15 protein-coding genes are annotated in these 17240 nt (G+C 71.1%); 9 read left to right on the top strand and 6 right to left on the bottom strand.

Annotation, left to right across the window (positions count from 1 at the left end):
* Positions 1–5 precede the first annotated feature (5 nt).
* Both ACFY1L_RS20330 and ACFY1L_RS20325 read right to left on the bottom strand, forming a co-directional pair.
* On the bottom strand, positions 6–563 hold the full coding sequence (locus ACFY1L_RS20330) for a YbaK/EbsC family protein (protein WP_388825739.1): 558 nt from the start codon (positions 561–563) through the stop codon (positions 6–8).
* Positions 564–596: 33 nt separating this feature from the next.
* The gene (locus ACFY1L_RS20325; protein ID WP_388825736.1) at positions 597–1169 is read right to left on the bottom strand and encodes a helix-turn-helix domain-containing protein; all 573 of its coding nucleotides are present in this window, start codon (positions 1167–1169) and stop codon (positions 597–599) included.
* Positions 1170–1298: 129 nt separating this feature from the next.
* On the opposite strand from ACFY1L_RS20325, the gene ACFY1L_RS20320 reads away from it, so the two are divergent.
* Positions 1299–2156 carry an EamA family transporter gene (locus tag ACFY1L_RS20320; RefSeq protein WP_388825733.1) on the top strand — a complete coding sequence of 286 codons (858 nt, stop codon included), beginning with the start codon at positions 1299–1301 and terminating at the stop codon, positions 2154–2156.
* A 1-nt stretch (position 2157) separates the two neighbouring features.
* Here ACFY1L_RS20320 and ACFY1L_RS20315 read toward each other — a convergent pair whose 3' ends face one another.
* Positions 2158–2925 carry an acyltransferase gene (locus tag ACFY1L_RS20315; RefSeq protein ID WP_388825730.1) on the bottom strand — a complete coding sequence of 256 codons (768 nt, stop codon included), beginning with the start codon at positions 2923–2925 and terminating at the stop codon, positions 2158–2160.
* Between the two features lie 179 nt (positions 2926–3104).
* On the opposite strand from ACFY1L_RS20315, the gene ACFY1L_RS20310 reads away from it, so the two are divergent.
* Both ACFY1L_RS20310 and ACFY1L_RS20305 read left to right on the top strand, forming a co-directional pair.
* Positions 3105–3764, top strand: coding sequence for a hypothetical protein (locus ACFY1L_RS20310; protein WP_388825727.1), 660 nt, complete (start codon positions 3105–3107; stop codon positions 3762–3764).
* Positions 3761–4213 carry an RDD family protein gene (locus ACFY1L_RS20305; RefSeq protein ID WP_388825724.1) on the top strand — a complete coding sequence of 151 codons (453 nt, stop codon included), beginning with the start codon at positions 3761–3763 and terminating at the stop codon, positions 4211–4213. Before ACFY1L_RS20310 ends, ACFY1L_RS20305 begins: the two co-directional genes overlap by 4 nt.
* Here the strand turns inward: ACFY1L_RS20305 and ACFY1L_RS20300 are convergent.
* Entirely contained in the window at positions 4201–5613 is a 1413-nt protein-coding gene (locus ACFY1L_RS20300) for an MFS transporter (protein WP_388825721.1), read from the bottom strand. The two genes, ACFY1L_RS20305 and ACFY1L_RS20300, sit on opposite strands and share 13 nt — an antisense overlap.
* A gap of 189 nt (positions 5614–5802) precedes the next feature.
* Between ACFY1L_RS20300 and ACFY1L_RS20295 the strand changes: the two genes are divergently transcribed.
* From ACFY1L_RS20295 to ACFY1L_RS20280, 4 genes are read left to right on the top strand one after another with little or no spacing between them, the layout of a single operon-like run.
* Positions 5803–6222 carry a hypothetical protein gene (locus ACFY1L_RS20295; RefSeq protein WP_388825719.1) on the top strand — a complete coding sequence of 140 codons (420 nt, stop codon included), beginning with the start codon at positions 5803–5805 and terminating at the stop codon, positions 6220–6222.
* A gap of 18 nt (positions 6223–6240) precedes the next feature.
* On the top strand, positions 6241–7209 hold the full coding sequence (locus ACFY1L_RS20290) for a polyphosphate kinase 2 family protein (protein ID WP_388825716.1): 969 nt from the start codon (positions 6241–6243) through the stop codon (positions 7207–7209).
* Entirely contained in the window at positions 7206–9938 is a 2733-nt protein-coding gene (locus tag ACFY1L_RS20285) for a cation-translocating P-type ATPase (protein WP_388825713.1), read from the top strand. The genes ACFY1L_RS20290 and ACFY1L_RS20285 overlap by 4 nt, the downstream gene beginning before the upstream one ends.
* Positions 9939–9957: 19 nt before the next feature.
* Entirely contained in the window at positions 9958–11724 is a 1767-nt protein-coding gene (locus ACFY1L_RS20280; protein WP_388825710.1) for a SulP family inorganic anion transporter, read from the top strand.
* A 12-nt stretch (positions 11725–11736) separates the two neighbouring features.
* Here the strand turns inward: ACFY1L_RS20280 and ACFY1L_RS20275 are convergent, their stop codons facing one another.
* Both ACFY1L_RS20275 and ACFY1L_RS20270 read right to left on the bottom strand, forming a co-directional pair.
* Entirely contained in the window at positions 11737–13224 is a 1488-nt protein-coding gene (locus tag ACFY1L_RS20275) for an alpha-amylase (protein ID WP_388825707.1), read from the bottom strand.
* Positions 13221–15902 (bottom strand): glucosidase, encoded by a 2682-nt coding sequence (locus tag ACFY1L_RS20270; RefSeq protein ID WP_388825704.1) that lies wholly within the window; start codon positions 15900–15902, stop codon positions 13221–13223. Before ACFY1L_RS20270 ends, ACFY1L_RS20275 begins: the two co-directional genes overlap by 4 nt.
* A 213-nt stretch (positions 15903–16115) precedes the next feature.
* Here ACFY1L_RS20270 and ACFY1L_RS20265 point away from each other — a divergent pair, with 213 nt between their 5' ends.
* Complete coding sequence (locus ACFY1L_RS20265; protein WP_388825701.1) at positions 16116–16667, top strand: DUF1269 domain-containing protein; 552 nt, start codon at positions 16116–16118, stop codon at positions 16665–16667.
* On the top strand, positions 16667–17149 hold the full coding sequence (locus ACFY1L_RS20260; protein ID WP_388825698.1) for a DUF1269 domain-containing protein: 483 nt from the start codon (positions 16667–16669) through the stop codon (positions 17147–17149). Before ACFY1L_RS20265 ends, ACFY1L_RS20260 begins: the two co-directional genes overlap by 1 nt.
* Positions 17150–17240 lie beyond the last annotated feature (91 nt).

The raw sequence follows: 17240 nt of genomic DNA, 5'->3' as shown, positions 1-17240 counted from the left end.
CCGGGTCAGGCGACGCCCAGCCCCTCCAGCACCACCGCGCCCGGCAGTTCCGCGAACGCCTTGCCCGGGACCAGGAGCTTGCCGCGGCGGCGGCCGCTGCCGACCAGGACGTACGGGAGGTCGACGACGGCCGAGTCCACCAACACCGGCCAGTCGGCGGGGAGTCCGATCGGGGTGATGCCGCCGTACTCCATGCCGGTCTCCCCCGTCGCCGTGTCCATGGACGCGAACGAGGCCTTGCGGGCGCCGAGTTGGCGGCGGACGACGCCGTTGACGTCGACCCGGGTGGTGGAGAGCACGATGCACGCCGCGAGGTTCGTCTCGCCGCCCCGCTTGCCCGCGACCACCACGCAGTTCGCCGACTGCTCCAGCAGCTCCCGGCCGTAGTGCTCCACGAAGACGGCGGTGTCGGCCCACTGCGGGTCGGTGTCGACGTAGACGATCTGGTCGGCGGGGACGCTGCCGGTCCAGTGGCGTACGGCGTCGGCGACGGGGCGGGTCAGCTCGTCGAGGGCGTCGGGGGCAGCGATGGCGATGTCGAAGTGTCCGATGGGTGCGCGCATGCCCCGCACGCTAACAGGACCGCCGGACCGCCCTCAGCGAACGGGCGGGACCGAGACCGCCATGACCATCTCCATCGGTACGTCGCCCTCGTTGCCGTAGATGTGCGGGGTGTTGGCCTCGAACGAGACGCTCGCGCCGGCCGGGACGCGGTACTTCTCGCCGTCGACCGTGAGCGTCAGCTCCCCCGCGGTGACGTGCACGAGCTCGACCGTGCCGGTGGGGTGCGGGTCGGACGGGCTGCGGTCGCCGGGCATGAGGCGCCAGTCCCACATCTCGAGCGGGCCGGGCGCCTCGGTGCCGGCGAGGAGGCGGTTGTAGCTGCCCGCGTCGGTGGACCACAGCCGGACGGCCTGCTCCGCGGAGACGATACGGACCTTGGGGCCCTGCCCGTAGTCGAGCAGCGTGGTGATGCTGATGCCGAGGGCGTCGCCGATCTTGACGACCGTGCCGATGCTCGGGTTGGTGCGGGCCTGCTCGATCTGGATCAGCATGCCGCGGCTGACTCCCGCGCGGGCGGCCAGCGCGTCCAGTGTGAAGCCGCGCTCGTTGCGCCAGCGCTTGACGTTGCGCGCCAGGGACTGGGTCAGCAGGTCGAGGTCCGACACATTCCGTCCAACTCTTCAGAGCTCGAGGACCATACCCTCGAGGGCAATATTCTGGATGACAGAGTTCACTTCACTGAACTACCGTGTGGTGCACCCGATCATTCACCGAACTGTACTGCGAGGCGAATCGTGACAGCACTCTTCGCCCTGGCCACAAGCCTCCTGTGGGGTCTGGCCGACTTCGGCGGTGGGCTGCTGACGCGGCGCACGCCGGCGCTGACGGTCGTGGTCGTCTCCCAGACGATCGCGGCGGCCGTGCTCGGCGCGGTCGTGGTCGTCACCGGTGGCTGGAGCGAGGCCGGTCCGCGGCTGTGGTTCGCGTTCGCGGCGGGTCTGGCCGGGCCGGTCGCGATGATCTGCTTCTACAAGGCGCTCGCCCAGGGCCCGATGGGCGTGGTCTCCCCGCTCGCCACGCTGAGCGTGGCCGTGCCGGTCGGCGTCGGGCTGTTCCTCGGCGAGCGGCCGGGGCTGCTGCAGGCCGCGGGCATCGCGGTCGCCGTCACCGGCGTGGTGCTCGCCACCGGGCCGCAGCTGCACGGAGCCCCGGTGCAGCGGCAGACCATCCTCCTCACGCTCGTCGCGGCGCTCGGCTTCGGCACCGTCTTCGCGCTGATCGCCGAGGCCTCGACCAGTGTCACGGGCCTGTTCCTCGCACTGTTCGTGCAGCGCGTGACGAACGTGCTCGCGGGCGGCGCGGCCCTGTACGTCTCGGTGCGGCGGGGCAACCCGGCGCTGCCGGACGGCCGTTTCCCCTGGGCCTCCGTGCCGGCGCTCGCCTTCGTCGGCCTCGCGGACGTCGCGGCGAACGGCACGTACTCGGTCGCCGCCCAGCACGGCCCCGTCACGGTGGCCGCCGTGCTCGCCTCGCTCTACCCGGTGGTGACCGCGCTCGCCGCGCGCGGCTTCCTCAGCGAGCGGCTCCGCGGCATCCAGGCGGCGGGCGCGGGCCTGGCCCTGGTCGGCACGCTGCTGCTGGCGACGGGTTGACTCAGGACTCGACGTCGTCCAGCTCGGCCAGCCTCGCCGCCGTCTCCTCGTCCAACTCCGAGAGCGCGCGCAGCTGTTCGGGGGTGACCCCGTCGGGGATCGGCACCGGCGCGGGCGTCCGAAGCGGCGGCTGCCAGCCCTCCGCGGCCGTCCAGCGCCGTACGACACGGGCCGGCGCCCCCGCGACCACCGCATGGTCCGGCACCACGCCTCGTACGACCGCCCCCGCGGCCACGACCACGTTCCGCCCGATCCGCGCGCCCGGCAGGATCACCGCGCCGGTGCCGATCCAGCAGCCGGGGCCGATCTCCACCGGCTCCATGCGCGGCCACTGCTTGCCGATGGGCTCGTGCGGATCGTCGTACGAGTGGTTCGTGGACGTCACGTACACATACGGCCCGAAGTAGCAGTCGCTGCCGATGGTGACCGTCGTGTCTGCGATGACGTGGCTGCCGCGGCCCAGGACGACGCCGTCGCCGATACGCAGGATGGGGTCCGGGCCCAGGTCGAGGTCGGGCATGAGGCCGGCGGTGAGGGTGACCTGTTCGCCGACGATGCAGTGGGAGCCGATGTGGATCCAGGGTTCGCCGAAGACCGTGCCGAGCGGGAAGGCGAGCCGGGTGTGCGGTCCCAGTGCGCCGAAGCGGAAGCGTCCCGGGTGCTCCGCGGTGACCGAGCCGGTGCGCTGCACCCAGGCCCAGCCCGCGTGGACGGCACGCTGGGTGAGGCTTCGCCGCCAGGATGAGAACGTGTTCTTGCGCTTCGGCACCCGCTCACCGTACTCAGCGTGAGGTGCGGCCAAGAGGTCGAGGAGCTGTGATCTTCACCCCACAAGGCCCCCACCGGGCCCCGCCGGAGCACAGGCCGCCGCGGTCCGGTTCACCCGCAATGGATGAGGTGGGGGTGCCGGGGCCGTGGTGCGCTGGTGAGATGACCCGGTGCAGCATCGTGAGACCCCTCGACCTCGTGGGACGGGTGGCGGGGTTCGCGCTGGGGACCGCCGGCTCGGTTGCCGACCGGGTCGTCCGGACGGTGATGTCCGCCGTCGTGGACCGTCTCGACCTGGACGAATTCGCCGCCCGGATCGACGTGAACCGCATCGCCGACCGCGTGGACGTGATGCGCGTGGCGGGGCGGGTCGATGTCGACCGGATCGCCGATCAGGTGGACGTCGACCGGATCGCCGACCGGGTGGACGTCGACCGGGTCGCAGTGCGGGTCGATGTGGACCAGGTGGCGGGGCGGGTCGACGTCGACGGCATCGCTGAGCGCATCGATCTCGACCGGATCGTCGAACGCATCGATCTCGACCGGATCGCGGCCCGGATCGACGTCGACCGGATCGCCGCGCGGCTGGATGTGGACGCCGTGATCGCCCGGGTCGATCTGGTCGCGCTCACCAGGGCCGTGTTGGAGGAGATCGACGTGGGCCGGATCGTGCGGGAGACGAGCGGCGGGATGGCCGAGGAGACGGTCGACGGGCTGCGGTCGCGGAGCATCCGGGCCGACCGGGTGGTGAACCGTGTCGCCGACCGGCTGCTGCACAGATCCGGCGCGGCCCCGGCGCAGGTCGACGGCCACGGACCGCAGCTCGGGCCGGCGCCGTGACCCGGGAGGACGACCGGGAGCAGGACCCGGAGGGCGATGCGGCGGGTGTCGTGTCGCGGTGCCTGGCGGGGTTGGTCGACGCGTTGGTGGTGGTCGGGGTCGGTCTCGCCGTCCAGTTCGCGGTCGGCGGTGTCCGGCTGCTGGTCGCGGGGCCGCCGTTCCGGATGCCGGATCCGCCCGCCTGGGCGACGGGCGTCGGCGGCTGGGCCATCGCCGTGCTGTATCTGGGCGGCAGTTGGGCCCTGTCCGGCGGCACGGCCGGAGACCGGCTGCTGGGGCTGCGGGTCTCCGGACGCGGCGGGCGGCTGCTCGGCACCCCTCGAGCGCTGCTGCGGGCCGCGCTGTGCGTGGCGTTTCCGGTGGGGCTGCTGTGGATTCCGCTCAGCAGGCGCCGTGCGTCGGTCCAGGACCTCGTGATCGCCAGCGCCGTCCGGTATCACCGGTTCTGAGCTGGCACTCTCCCGTGCGGCAGCAGGGCCGCGGTGCCCAGCCCACCGAGTCCGATGACGCCCAGCACGATCATCGCGGTGTCGTACGCGCCGAAGGCGGGGTCGGCGACCAGGATGGTGCCGGCGATCGCCGTGCCGACCGACGAGCCGAGGTTGGACACGCAGCGGGACAGGCCGGAGATCTCGCCCTGCCGCTCCTCCCCGAAGCTGGACTGCACCACGTTGACCGAGGGCGTCAGCATCACCCCGAGCCCCAGGCCGATCAGCAGCAGCCCGGGCACGAACGCCCAGGCCCCGGGCGCGTCCCGGGCCATGGCGACGAGCACCCCGATACCGCAGACCGTCACCGCGAATCCGGCCATGACGAGGGTCCGCTGCTCCCGCCGTTCGGCGAAGCGCTCGGCGGCGAGCGAGGAGGCGAGCAGGCCGAGCGTGGCGGCCGTGAAGACGACTCCGGTGCCTATGGCGTCGTAGTCACGTACGACTTGCAGGTAGGCGGCCGTCACGAACGAGACGCCCATCAGTATCAACCACTGGAGATGCTGGGTGACCAGGCCCAGGTTCGAGGTGCGGTTGCGGAACAGGCTCAGGGAGAGCAGCGGTTCGCCGCCGGTGCGTTCCTTGACCTTCGACCAGCGCAGGAACCCGGCCAGGACGAGCGCGCCGCCCAGCAGCAGGCCGACGGCCAGCCAGCCGTTGTCGTCGGTGGCCAGGATGCCCATGACCAGCAGGACGAGACCGGCGGCCGACAGGACCGCTCCGACGGTGTCGAAGTCCCGGCCGGGGTCCGGCGGCAGCGGGTCCTCGACCCGGCGGCTGAGCACGATGATCACCGCGACCACCAGTGCCTGGAAGACGAAGGCCGCCCGCCAGCTCAACACCGAGGTGATCAGGCCGCCGATCAGCGGTCCGGCGGCGGCGCCGACACCGCCGAGCGCCATGATCGTGCCGAACGCGCGGGCGCGCGAGGTCATGTCGGTGAACAGCAGCGTGGTGAGGATGTAGACGGGCGGGATGAGCAGGGCCGTACCAACGCCCTCGAGGATCGAGTTGCCGAGGATGAGTACGCCGAGGCCCGGGGCGGCGGCGCTGAGCAGGGCACCGACGCCGTACACGACGAGGCCGGTCACCAGGCACCGTTTGCGGCCGTAGCGGTCGGTGAGTTTGCCGCCGGGGATCATCAGAGCCGCCATGACCAGCAGGAACACCGTGATCGCGATCTGTACGCCCTGCACGGTGGTGTCCAGGTCCTCGCTGATGTCGGTGATCATCACGTTCATGTTGGAGCCGGCGAAGCTGCAGATGAACTGCGCCAGGGCGAGCGGGGCGAGGATCCGCCGCGCGGTGCTCCGCGGCGGGCCGGGGCGGCCCGCGGAGGTGGGGATGGGCGGCACCGGCATGGCGGCTCCCGGGCGTCGGCCTTGAGCGTCCGAAGGTCCGCTTCCGAGCGCTCGAAACCCTGCCATCGTCCAGGGCCGTCGATCACCCGTCATCACCCTTGCGAGGTGACGCCGGGGCCTCGGGTCCGGCGTAGAAATCATGCAAGAAGGGCCGCGACCCGCGGCCGTCCCGAAGACGGAGGCCCTGCCATGGCCACCACCACTACGAAGCACCATCGCTCGGAAGGCACCCTGGCGGCGGCCGGCGGACTGACGGCCTTCGCCTGCGTGATGCTGATCATGTGCGGCATCCTCGACATCTTCCGCGGCATCATGGCGATCGCGGACGACGAGGTCTTCCTCAACACCCGCAACTACGTGTTCAAGTTCGACCTGACGAGCTGGGGCTGGATCCACCTGGCCCTCGGCGCGATCGCGGTGGCCGTCGGCATCGGCCTGGCCATGACGGCGACCTGGGCGCGGGTGATGGGTGTGGGCATCGCGGCGCTGCTGATCATCGCCAACTTCCTGTCCATCCCGTACTACCCGTTCTGGTCGCTCACCCTGATCGCGCTGTACGCCTTCGTCATCTGGGGCCTGTGCGTGGTGAAGCGGGACGCGGAGTACTGAGGTCCGGAGGCGGCACGCATGGCGGACGAACGGGCCGAGCGGATCGCCGAGTTCATCGCACCGCTGCGGGTGCGGCCGGGGTCGAAGGTGGACCTGTCCACCGACTTCGACCCCGGCTACAAGGCGGGCATCGCCGGCAAGAAGGACGGCCGGGAGCTGCTGCGGACCGGTGTCACGCTCCTGGCCGACTACCAGCGGCGGCTGGCGGCCGAGGGCAGATACGGGGTGCTGATGTGCCTGCAGGCCCTGGACGCCGGCGGCAAGGACGGCACGATCCGGCACGTGATGAGCGGGGTGAACCCGCAAGGCGTCCATGTCGCGAACTTCAAGGTGCCCTCCAACGAGGAGCTCGACCACGACTACCTCTGGCGCTACGCCTGCCGGCTGCCCCGGCGGGGCGAGATCGGCATCTTCAACCGCTCGCACTACGAGGAGGTCCTGGTGGTGCGGGTGCACCCCGAGCACCTGGACCGGCAGCGGCTGCCGGACGAGGCGAAGCGCAAGGGCGTGTGGCGCCGGCGCTACCGGGAGATCAACGACTGGGAGCGCTATCTGCACGACAACGGCTTCCGGGTGGTGAAGCTGTTCCTGAACCTGTCCAAGGAGGAGCAGCGCACCCGCTTCCTCAAACGGATCGACGTGCCGGAGCGCAACTGGAAGTTCTCGGCGGCGGACGCCCGTGAGCGCTCCTGGTGGGACGACTACCAGATGGCGTTCTCCCGCATGCTCTCCGCCACCAGCACCCGCTGGGCGCCCTGGTACGTGATCCCGGCGGACCACAAGTGGTTCGCGCGGATCTGCGCTGCCGCGGTGCTCGCCCACACCCTGATCGACATCGACCCCCAGTACCCCGAGGTGAGCGAGAAGGCGCGGCACGAACTGTTCGTGGTGAAGGAGGAGCTGATCGCCTCGGCACCGCCCGGTGCGCCGGCCGATCCGTACGCGGCGAAGGCCGAGGCCGACGCGGAACGGAGGCACGGACGATGACCTCCTCGGCGGACGCACGGCCCGGCCCGGCGGAGCCGGCCGAGCCCTGGTACACGCAGCCGCCCGATGCGGTGGCGAAGGCCCTCGGCGTGGACCCGGCCGTCGGCCTGAGCACCGCGCAGGCGGCCGAGCGGCTGAACCGGGACGGTCCCAACGCCCTCCCCGAGGAGCAGCCGAGGCCGACCTGGCTCCGGGTGCTGGACCAGTACCGCAGCTACATGCAGATCATCCTGGTCGCCGCGGCGATCGTGTCGCTGTTCATCCAGGAGTGGGCCACCGCGGTGCTGCTGCTCGTCCTGACCGTGATCAACGCGGTCATCGGCATGCGGCAGGAGGGCAAGGCGGAGAGCGCCATGAACGCCCTCAAGTCGATGATGAAGGCGACCGCGCGGGTGCGGCGGGACGGTACGGAGAGCGAGCTGCCCGCGGAGGACGTCGTCGTCGGGGACGTCGCGCTGATCACCGCCGGGGACGACGTGCCCGCCGACGGACGGCTCGTCACCGCGAGCGCCCTGCAGATCGACGAGTCGGCGCTGACCGGCGAGAGCACACCCGCCGCGAAGGACAACGGGACACTGCGGGGCACGGGGCTGAGCCCCGGGGACCGTACGAACACGGCGTTCATGAACACCCCGGTCACGCACGGCAGCGGCACCATGATCGTCACCGGCACGGGCTCCGGCACCGAACTGGGCAAGATCTCCGGGATGTTGTCGGCCACCGAACGTGAGGCGTCGCCGCTGACCAGGGAGTTGGACCGGCTGACGCTGTGGATCGCGAGCGCGGCCGGGCTGACGATGATCGTGATGTTCGTGCTGGGGCGCAGCCGCGGCGACGCGTGGGACGCGCTGTTCGTGAGCGCGGTGTCGCTGGCGATCGCAGCCGTCCCCGAGGCGCTGCCGACGGTGACGCAGACGATCCTGTCGCTCGGCGGCCTCGACCTGGCCCGGCACCACGCGATCGTGAAGGACCTGCCGTCGGTGGAGACGCTGGGCTTCACCTCGGCGATCAACTCCGACAAGACCGGCACGCTGACGCTGAACCAGATGACCGCCGTGGAGGTCGTGGACGCCTTCGACCGCTACACCGTCTCGGGCACGGGTTACGGCCTGGACGGGCGGGTCCACCACGCGGCCGGGCGCTCGTCCGACATCGAGGACGCGATCCTGCCGTACCTGGTGGCGAGCGACGCGAAGCTGGTGGCCGGCCGGGTGGTGGGCGATCCCACCGAGGGCGCCCTGCTGGTGCTCGGCCACAAGGCGGGCCTCGACGTCGAGGCGACGCGCGAGCGGTACCCGCGGCTGGCGACCCTGCCCTTCGACCCCGCGTACAAGCTGATGGCCACCTTCAACGCGGCCACCGACGCACGCGGCCGGGAGGTCGTCCGCTGCTTCGTGAAGGGTGCGGCGCCCGCCGTGATGGCGCGGGCCGCAACAGCCCTGTCGGACGGTACGGCGATCCCGTGGGACGCCGATCTCGACAAGCGGGCGCACGAACAGATGGAGCGGATGGAGCGGGCGGGCCGCCGGGTGATGGCCGCCGCCACCCGCGACCTGGACCCGGACGACTTCACGGCCGACGACGACCTGCTCGCGCACGTCACCGGGCTGCAGATGACGAGCCTGGTCGGCATGGAGGACCCGCCGCGCGAGGAGTCCCGGCAGGCGGTGGAGGGCGCCCGGGCGGCCAACATCCGGGTGCGGATGGTGACCGGCGACGACGTCATCACCGGTGCCGCGATCGCCGAACAGGTGGGCATCGAGGGCGACGCGATCCTGGGCGCGGACTTCGCCGCCCTGTCGGAGGCGGAGCGGCTGGCGCGCATCGACGAGATCGGCGTGATCGGCCGGGTCGCCCCCGAGCACAAGGTGCTGCTCGCCGACACCCTCAAGCAGAAGGGCGACGTGGTGGCCATGACCGGGGACGGCGTGAACGACGCCCCCGCCATCAAGGCGGCGGACATCGGGATCGCCATGGGCTCCGGCACCGAAGTCGCCAAGAACGCCGGCCGGTTGATCCTGTCCGACGACAACTTCGCCACGATCGTCTTCGCGGTGGAGCAGGGCCGCAAGATCTACGACAACCTCACCAAGTACATCCGCTTCGTACTGGTCCTGCTGGTCGTGTTCGTGCTGACCTTCCTCGGCGCGACCCTGTTCAACATCGCGGAGGGCGAGCCGTTCACGCCGCCGCAGGTGCTGTGGATCCACTTCTTCGTCAACGCCGCGTTCGGCTTCGCGCTGGGCTTCGACCGGGTCAGTCCGGGGCTGATGGCGCGCAGTCCACGGCCGCGCGGCGAACCGGTCATGACGCCGGGCCTGATGGTCACGGTGGGGCTCGCCGGTCTGACGATCACGATCGGCCTGCTGTTGATGATCAAGCTCGGCGAGGCGCGCTTCGACAGCGCCGCCGTCGGCAACTCGATCGCGTTCACCGCGTTCGCGTTCTGCCTGATCGTGGCCGCCCTGGAGTGCCGCAGCGAGACCGAGACGGTACTGACGACGTCGACCTTCGACAGCAGGCAGATGAACTGGGCCGTGTTCGGCGAGTTCGTCCTCGCCGTGCTGGCGACCCAGACGGACGTCTTCAACCGGCTGCTCGGCACCACCCCGCTCACCGTGGGCCAGTTCGGGTGGGCGCTACTGCCGGCCCTCGCCCTGCTCGGGCTGTGGGAGGCGGGCAAGGCCGTCGCCCGCCGAAGGCAGCCGGCACCCGTCCCGGAGGGCTGAACTCCCCGCGGAGGCCGCGATGTCAGCTGAGGAGTCAAGAGGCCGATTCGTCCCGCCCGGACTGCGCACGCTTGTGACCTACCGGCGGGAGTGGCTCGTCAAGGACGTCGTGGCGGGCGTCGTCCTCACCACGCTGCTGGTGCCGCAGGGCATGGCCTACGCGGAGCTGGCGGGGCTGCCCGCGATCACCGGGCTGTACACGTCGGTGCTGTGTCTGCTGGCCTACGCCGTCTTCGGGCCGTCCCGGATCCTGGTGCTGGGCCCGGACTCCTCGCTCGGCCCGATGATCGCGGCGACGGTCCTGCCGCTGATCGCGGCCGGCGGGGACAGCGGGCGGGCGGTGGCGCTGGCCTCGATGCTCTCGCTGATGGTCGGCGCCATCACGGTGCTGGCCGGGGTGTGCCGGCTGGGCTTCATCGCGGACCTCATCTCCAAGCCCACCATGATCGGCTACATGAACGGGCTGGCGCTGACCATCCTCATCGGGCAGTTGCCGAAGCTGTTCGGCTTCAAGACGGACGCCGACGGGCTCCTGGAGGAGTTCGGCGCCTTCTTCCGGGGCCTGGCCGACGGCAAGACCGTGCCCGCCGCACTCACGGTCGGGGCCGCGGGGATCGTGCTGATCCTGGTGCTGCAGCGCCGGCTGCCCAAGGTGCCCGCGGTGCTCGTCATGGTGGTCCTCTCGATCGCGGCGACCTCGGTCTTCGACCTGGGCGGGCACGGCGTGAGCCTGGTCGGTGAACTCCCGCAGGGATTCCCGCCGTTGACGTTCCCGGACGTCGAGCTGGACGACCTCGCCGCGCTGTTCGCCGGGGCGCTGGGCATCGCCCTGGTGTCCCTGGCCGACACGATCTCCAACGCCTCGGCGTTCGCCTCCCGCACCGGCCAGGAGGTGCGCGGCAACGAGGAGATGACGGCGATCGGCGCGGCGAACCTGGCGGCCGGGCTGTTCCAGGGCTTCCCCGTCAGCACCAGCGGATCGCGGACCGCCGTGGCCGAGCGCGCGGGCGCCAGGAGCCAGCTCACCGGGATCGTCGGTGCGGGCCTGATCATCCTCATGCTGGTCCTGCTGCCGGGGCTGTTCCGCAATCTGCCGCAGCCGGCGCTCGCCGCGGTGGTCATCACGGCCTCGCTGTCGCTGGCCGATCTCGCCGGCACCGCCCGGCTGTGGAAGCAGCGCAGGACGGAGTTCCTGCTGTCGATCTCGGCCTTCCTCGGGGTGGCGCTGCTCGGCGTGCTGCCGGGGATCGCGGTGGCCGTGGGCCTGTCGATCCTGAACGTCTTCCGGCGGGCCTGGTGGCCGTACAACACCGTGCTGGGGCGGGTGCCGGGGCTGCCCGGCTTCCACGACGTGCGGTCCTACCCCGGTGCCGAGCAGCTGCCCGGTCTGGTGATCCACCGCTTCGACGGGCCGCTGTTCTTCGCCAACGCCAAGGCCTTCCGCAACGAGCTCATGCGGCTGACCCGCGACGAGCCGCCGCCCCGCTGGGTGCTGCTCGCGGCCGAGCCCGTCACCGACGTGGACACGACCGCCGCCGACGAACTGGAGGAGCTGGACGAGGCGCTGAACGAGCGGGGCATCAGCCTGGTGTTCGCCGAGCTGAAGGACCCGGTGCGGGCCAAGATCGAGCGCTATGAGCTGACCCGCACGATCAACCCCGACCACTTCTTCCCGACGCTGGAGGCGGCGGTCGCCGAGTTCCAGCGCCGGACGGGTGCGGAGTGGACGGCGGTCAGGGCCGAGCGGCCACCGGCGGGTACCGCCGCCGAACAGCCGCCCGGCTAGGACGACTTGGGCTCAGTCGCCGTCCGGTGCGATCGACAGCACATGCGTGCCCCACGCCGCCAGGTCGACGAAGAGCCCGGGCCCGGTCAGCTCGTCGCCGTCGCGGGTGTACCGCAGGCTGTCGAGCAGCCCGGTCAACGTCCAGGTACCGGCGGCGAGTTCGGGCCACGGCAGCCGGACCCTGCCCTGGGACGGGGCGTCGGAGAGGTTGACGACGGTCACGAACCGTCCGGCCGGGCCCACCCAGCCCGAGGCGATCAGACTGCGGTGGGAGTCGTTGTCCGGCCAGCCCTCGCAGTCCAGGAGCCGCCAGCGTCCGCCGCGCATCCCGCTGCGATGGACGGTGGCGAGCAACCGCTCGTGAAATGCGCGCAGTTCGGCGTCGGCGGGCTCGTCCGGGCGGCGGTCCAGGAAGACGGGCAGGCGGGTGCGGCGGCCGGTGAACTGCCCCTCGTGCCACAGCGTGGCCCCGGGGAGGGTGGCGATCAGCACGGCCGCCGCCCGCTCCTTGGCGGGGTGCATCGTGTGTGCGGCGCGCGGCTCGTCGTGGTTCTCCAGGAACCGTACGAGCCGGCGCTGGTAGGCCTCGTCCGCGAGCAGGTGCTGCCGTACCGCTTCGGGGCTCTCATGCAGTACGCGGTCGTAGAGCCGCTTGTCGTAGCAGAAGTCGAACCCCTGCTGCTGGAGGGCCCATTCGAGGTCCCAGTACGCCTCGGCCAGGAAGGTCATCCCGGGGTGCCGGGCACGGACGCCGGAGATGACCGTGGGCCAGAACTCCTCCTGGGGGCGCGGTCCGGCCCGCCCTCCCCAGGTCCGTTCGAAGACGTCGTTGGTCAGCAGCATCGCCATGTCGCAGCGGACCCCGTCGCACAGGTCCCCGATGTGTCCGAGCACGTCCGTGGTGGCCGTGCGCAGGGCGGGCGCGAAGGCGTTGAGCTGGACGACGTCCGGCCAGGGCGGGAAGAAGGGGTCGCGGCCGCGGGCCAGGACGTTGCCGGCCACCGTGAGGAAGGCGGCCGGGTCGCGGCGGGCGTCTTCGTCGCTGCCCCGCACGAAGTACTCGGGGTGCTCCCAGGTCCAGGGGTTGTCCGGCGCGACATGATTGGGCACGTGGTCGAGCAGCAGCCCCACGCCCCGGCGGTCGAGTTCGGCGCGCGCACCGGCCAGGCCCGCGGCTCCGCCGAGGCTCGCGTCGACCTCGTAGCGGCGGATGCAGTACGGCGATCCGGCGATCTCCTCCTCGCGGATGTCCGGGACGGCGTCGGTGAACGCCTCGCGCAGGGCCGGGTCGCGCAGGGCGATGGACCGGCCCTCGGGGCTGCGTTCCCACACGCCCATGAGCCAGACGGCGTCGACGCCGTGCGGGGTGATCTCGTCCCAGGCGTCCTTCGGTACGTCGCGCAGTCCCGTGATGCGCCCGGTCCGGGCCGCGATCTCCCGTAGCCAGACACGGGTGTTGACCTCGTGGACGACGGGCTGGGCGGGAAGCTCGCCGGTCATCGCTTCGTCCTCCTGCCTGCGGGGTCGGCGAGGAAGTCGCCGGGGGTGAGGGTGCCGAAGACCGTCATCAGGGTGGCGACGAGGCCGGTCCAGCCGGTCTGGTGGGCCGCCCCGATGCCGGCGCCGTTGTCGCCGTGGAAGTACTCGTGGAAGGAGATCAGGTCCCGCCAGTGCGGGTCGTCCTGGAACTTGCCCTGGCCGCCGTAGACCGGCCGGCGCCCGTCCTCGCCGCGCAGGAACAGCCGGGTGAGCCGGTCGGAGATCTCCCGGGCCACCTCGAAGAGGGTCATCCGGGTGCCGGACCCGGTCGGGCACTCGACGGTCAACTCGTCGCCGTAGAAGCCGTAGAGGTTGAGCAGGGCCCTGATGACGAGGGCGTTCATCGGGAACCACACCGGGCCGCGCCAGTTCGAGTTACCGCCGAACATGCCCGTGTCGGACTCGGCGGGCAGATAGCCGACCCGGTACTCCTCGCCATGTACCCAGAAGCTGTAGGGGTGTTCGGCGTGGTGGCGGGAGAGGGAGCGGATGCCGTACGGGCTGAGGAACTCGTCCTCGGACAGCAGGTGACCGAGCACCCGGAGCAGCTTCTTCTCGTCGACGACGGACAACAGGCGCGGTCCGCCCGCCGCGCCCGCCTGGGCCGAGGCGAGCGTCACGGAGAGGGAAGGGTGGCGGTCCGCGAAGCGGCGCAGCCGCTCCCCCAGGCCGGCCACCCTCGCCAGCTGCTGCGGGCGGAAGACCGTGGCCGCGCACAGCGGCAGCAGGCCGACCAGCGAGCGGACCTTCAGCCGTACGGCCTGGCCGTCGGGCAGTCGCAGGACGTCGTAGAAGAAGCCGTCCTCCTCGTCCCAGAGTTCGTCGCCGAGGTCACCGACGCGGTCCATGGAGGCGGCGATCCACAGGTAGTGCTCGACGAACTTGAGGACCAGTTCCTCGTACGACGGGTTGTGCTCGACGAGTTCGACGGCGATCTGCAGCATGGACTGGCAGTACAGGGCCATCCAGGCGGTGCCGTCGGCCTGTTCGAGGGTGCCGCCGGTGGGCAGCGGGGCACTGCGGTCGAAGACGCCGATGTTGTCGAGGCCGAGGAAGCCGCCCTGGAAGACGTTGCGGCCGCCGGGGTCCTTGCGGTTGACCCACCAGGTGAAGTTGGTCAGCAGCTTCTGGAAGGCGCGCTCGAGGAAGGCGTGGTCGGCGTGGCCGGTGGTGCGCTCCTCCATCAGGTAGACGAAGTAGGCGGCCCAGGCGTGCACGGGCGGGTTGACGTCCGCGAAGTTCCACTCGTACGCCGGGATCTGGCCGTTGGGGTGCAAGTAGGCGTCGTTCAGGAGGAGTTCGAGCTGTTCCTTGGCAAGGCGGAGGTCCACGACCGACAGGGCCACGGTGTGGAAGGCCAGGTCCCAGGCCGCGAACCAGGGGTACTCCCACTTGTCGGGCATGGAGACGATGTCGTCGCTGACCATGTGGAACCACTCGCGGTTGCGCACGCCGGGGCGTGGCATGGACCAGGGGTCCAGGCCGTGCTCGTTCAGCCAGGCCTCCAGGTCGAAGAGGTAGTACTGCTTGGTCCAGAGCATCCCGGCGAGCGCCTGCCGCAGCACGCGCGCCTCGTCCTCGCTCGCGCCTTTGGGGGTCAACTCCTGGTAGAAAGCGTCGGCTTCGGCGATGCGGTCCTTGAACACCGAGTCGAAGCCGCGGGAGAGGGACAGCTTGGAGCCCGAGGGGCCAAGGCGCAGGCGGAGGGTCTCGGAGCCGCCGGCGGGGATGGTGAGGGTGTGGTGCGCGGCGGCCTTGGTGCCCTCCCGGGCCGGGTTGACGGCGCCGCTCTCGCCGTCGACGACGTGGCGGCCGATGCTGTCCTTGACGTACGCGGAGCCGTTGGGCGTACCGAAGATCCGTTCGCTGTTCGTCTCGTTCTCCGTGAACAGCAGGGGCACGGCGGCGGCGAACCGGCAGTCGTAGCCGCCGAGTTCGGGATGCTCGGCGTGGATGGTGACCGTGTCGCGCGGACCGTCGACCGCGCTCAGACGGGGCTTGTCGGCACCCACCTCCCAGGACCACGTGTTGCGGAACCAGAGCGTGGGCAGCACATGCACGGTCGCCTCGTCGGGGCCGCGGTTGGCGACGGTGATGCGGGCCAGGACATCGTCGGCGGCCGCCTTGGCGTACTCGACCGTCACGTCGAAGTAGCGGTCCTCGTCGAAGATACCGGTGTCGAGAAGCTCGTACTCGAAGTCCTGCCTGGTCCGGGAGCTGTTGACGGCGACGAGGTCGTTGTAGGGGAACTCGGCCTGCGGGTACTTGTAGAGGTACTTCAGGTACGAGTGACTGGGCGTGCTGTCGAGGTAGAAGTAGTACTCCTTGACGTCCTCGCCGTGGTTGCCCTCGCTGTTGGTGAGGCCGAAGGCGCGCTCCTTGAGGATCGGGTCGCGGCCGTTCCACAGGGCCAGCGCCAGGCACAGCCGCTGCTTCTCGTCGCAGATCCCGCCGAGGCCGTCCTCGCCCCAGCGGTAGGCACGGGAGCGCGCGTGGTCATGGGGGAAGTACGACCACGCGTCGCCCCCGTCGCTGTAGTCCTCGCGGACCGTGCCCCACTGACGCTCACTCAGATACGGCCCCCACAGCCGCCACCGTCCGCCGTCATCGCCCCTCGGGCCGATGCGCTCACCGCTCATCCCCACACCCCCTGCCGCAGATCCACCGGGCGGCGCCAGTCTGTTGGGGACTCCGGCCGGGTGCCTCACCTGCCGTGGGTGAGACCGCGCGACGCGCGAGAAGGGTGACCGAAATCTCGTAGGGGCCCTCACCTCCGGCGGGTGACGCGGAGCGGGCGCGGGCGCGGCTGGATGGAGTGCCACCAGCTCGCCATCACGTCGAAGGGAGCGGCCATGGCCGGGATCGGGCCCGTACAACTGCTGACGGTCGAGTTCGGGCCCCACGCGAAGTTCGAGGGAAGGATCGTCGACGAGCTCTGGGCGCTGGAGCGCAGCGGCCAGATCCGTGTGCTCGACCTGCTCTTCCTGCAGAAGGAGCCCGGCGGCGACCTCGTCACCGCCGACTACCAGGCGGAGGGCATGGGAGACACCGTGGCCGCGCTGCTCGGCATTCCGCGCCGGGCCCTCAGGGAGGCCGCGGCGACCTTCCCGTCCCTGTCCGAGGGCAACGCCTTCGGACTCGCCCTGGACGAGATCCGCGACCTCGCGCGGGAGTTGGACCCGGGCACCGCGGCCGGGTTCGTACTGCTGGAGCACAGGTGGGCCGCCGACCTGCGGGAGGCGGTCCGCGAGGCCGGCGGAGTGCCCGTGGCGGAGGGCTTCCTCACGGAGGAGGCCCTCGAGGCGGTGATCGCGGAGCTCGCCGCCGCCCTGGAACGGCTCGACGACGCCGAGGAACACAGCCATGCGGGCCGGGGGTCCGGCCCCGACACCAGGAGGTCCTGATGACCGAACTCGTCGTGCTCGGCTTCTCCGACAAGGACAAGGCCGAGGCCGTGCTGCGCCTGTCGCAGGAGCTGTCCCGGCAGGAGCTGCTGGACCTGGAGGACGGGGCGCTCGCCTGGCGCACCCAGGACGGCAAGATCCATGTCCGCCAGTCCTTCAGCCCCACCGCCGCCGGTGCCGCCGGTGGCGCCCTGTGGGGGACGCTGTTCGGCCTGCTCTTCCTGATGCCGGTGTTCGGGGCCGCCGTCGGCGCCGCCACCGGGGCGGTCGCGGGAAAGCTCACGGACGTCGGCATCAACGACGCGTTCATCAAGGAGATCGCGGGCACGCTGGAGCCCGGCCGGGCCGCGGTCTTCGCACTCGTACGGCGCTCCACGCCCGACCGGGTCCGGGAGGCGCTGCGCCCGTTCCGGCCCACCGTGCTGCGCACCTCGCTGACCAAGGACCGGGAGGAGGAGCTGGTCTCCGCCCTCCAAGGGTGAACAACTGAGCGTTGTACCAACTTCACCCGGGTGAGATGGGGTGTTCGACATGGGCCGCCCCGCCCGGGTGGGACCAGACTCGTCTGACGTG

It is taken from the genome of Streptomyces sp. NPDC001663, assembly GCF_042893105.1.
In the GTDB taxonomy this organism is placed as follows: Bacteria; Actinomycetota; Actinomycetes; order Streptomycetales; family Streptomycetaceae; genus Streptomyces.
Note: the sequence above shows the minus strand (reverse complement) of the source record. Positions and strands in the feature narration are given on the sequence as shown.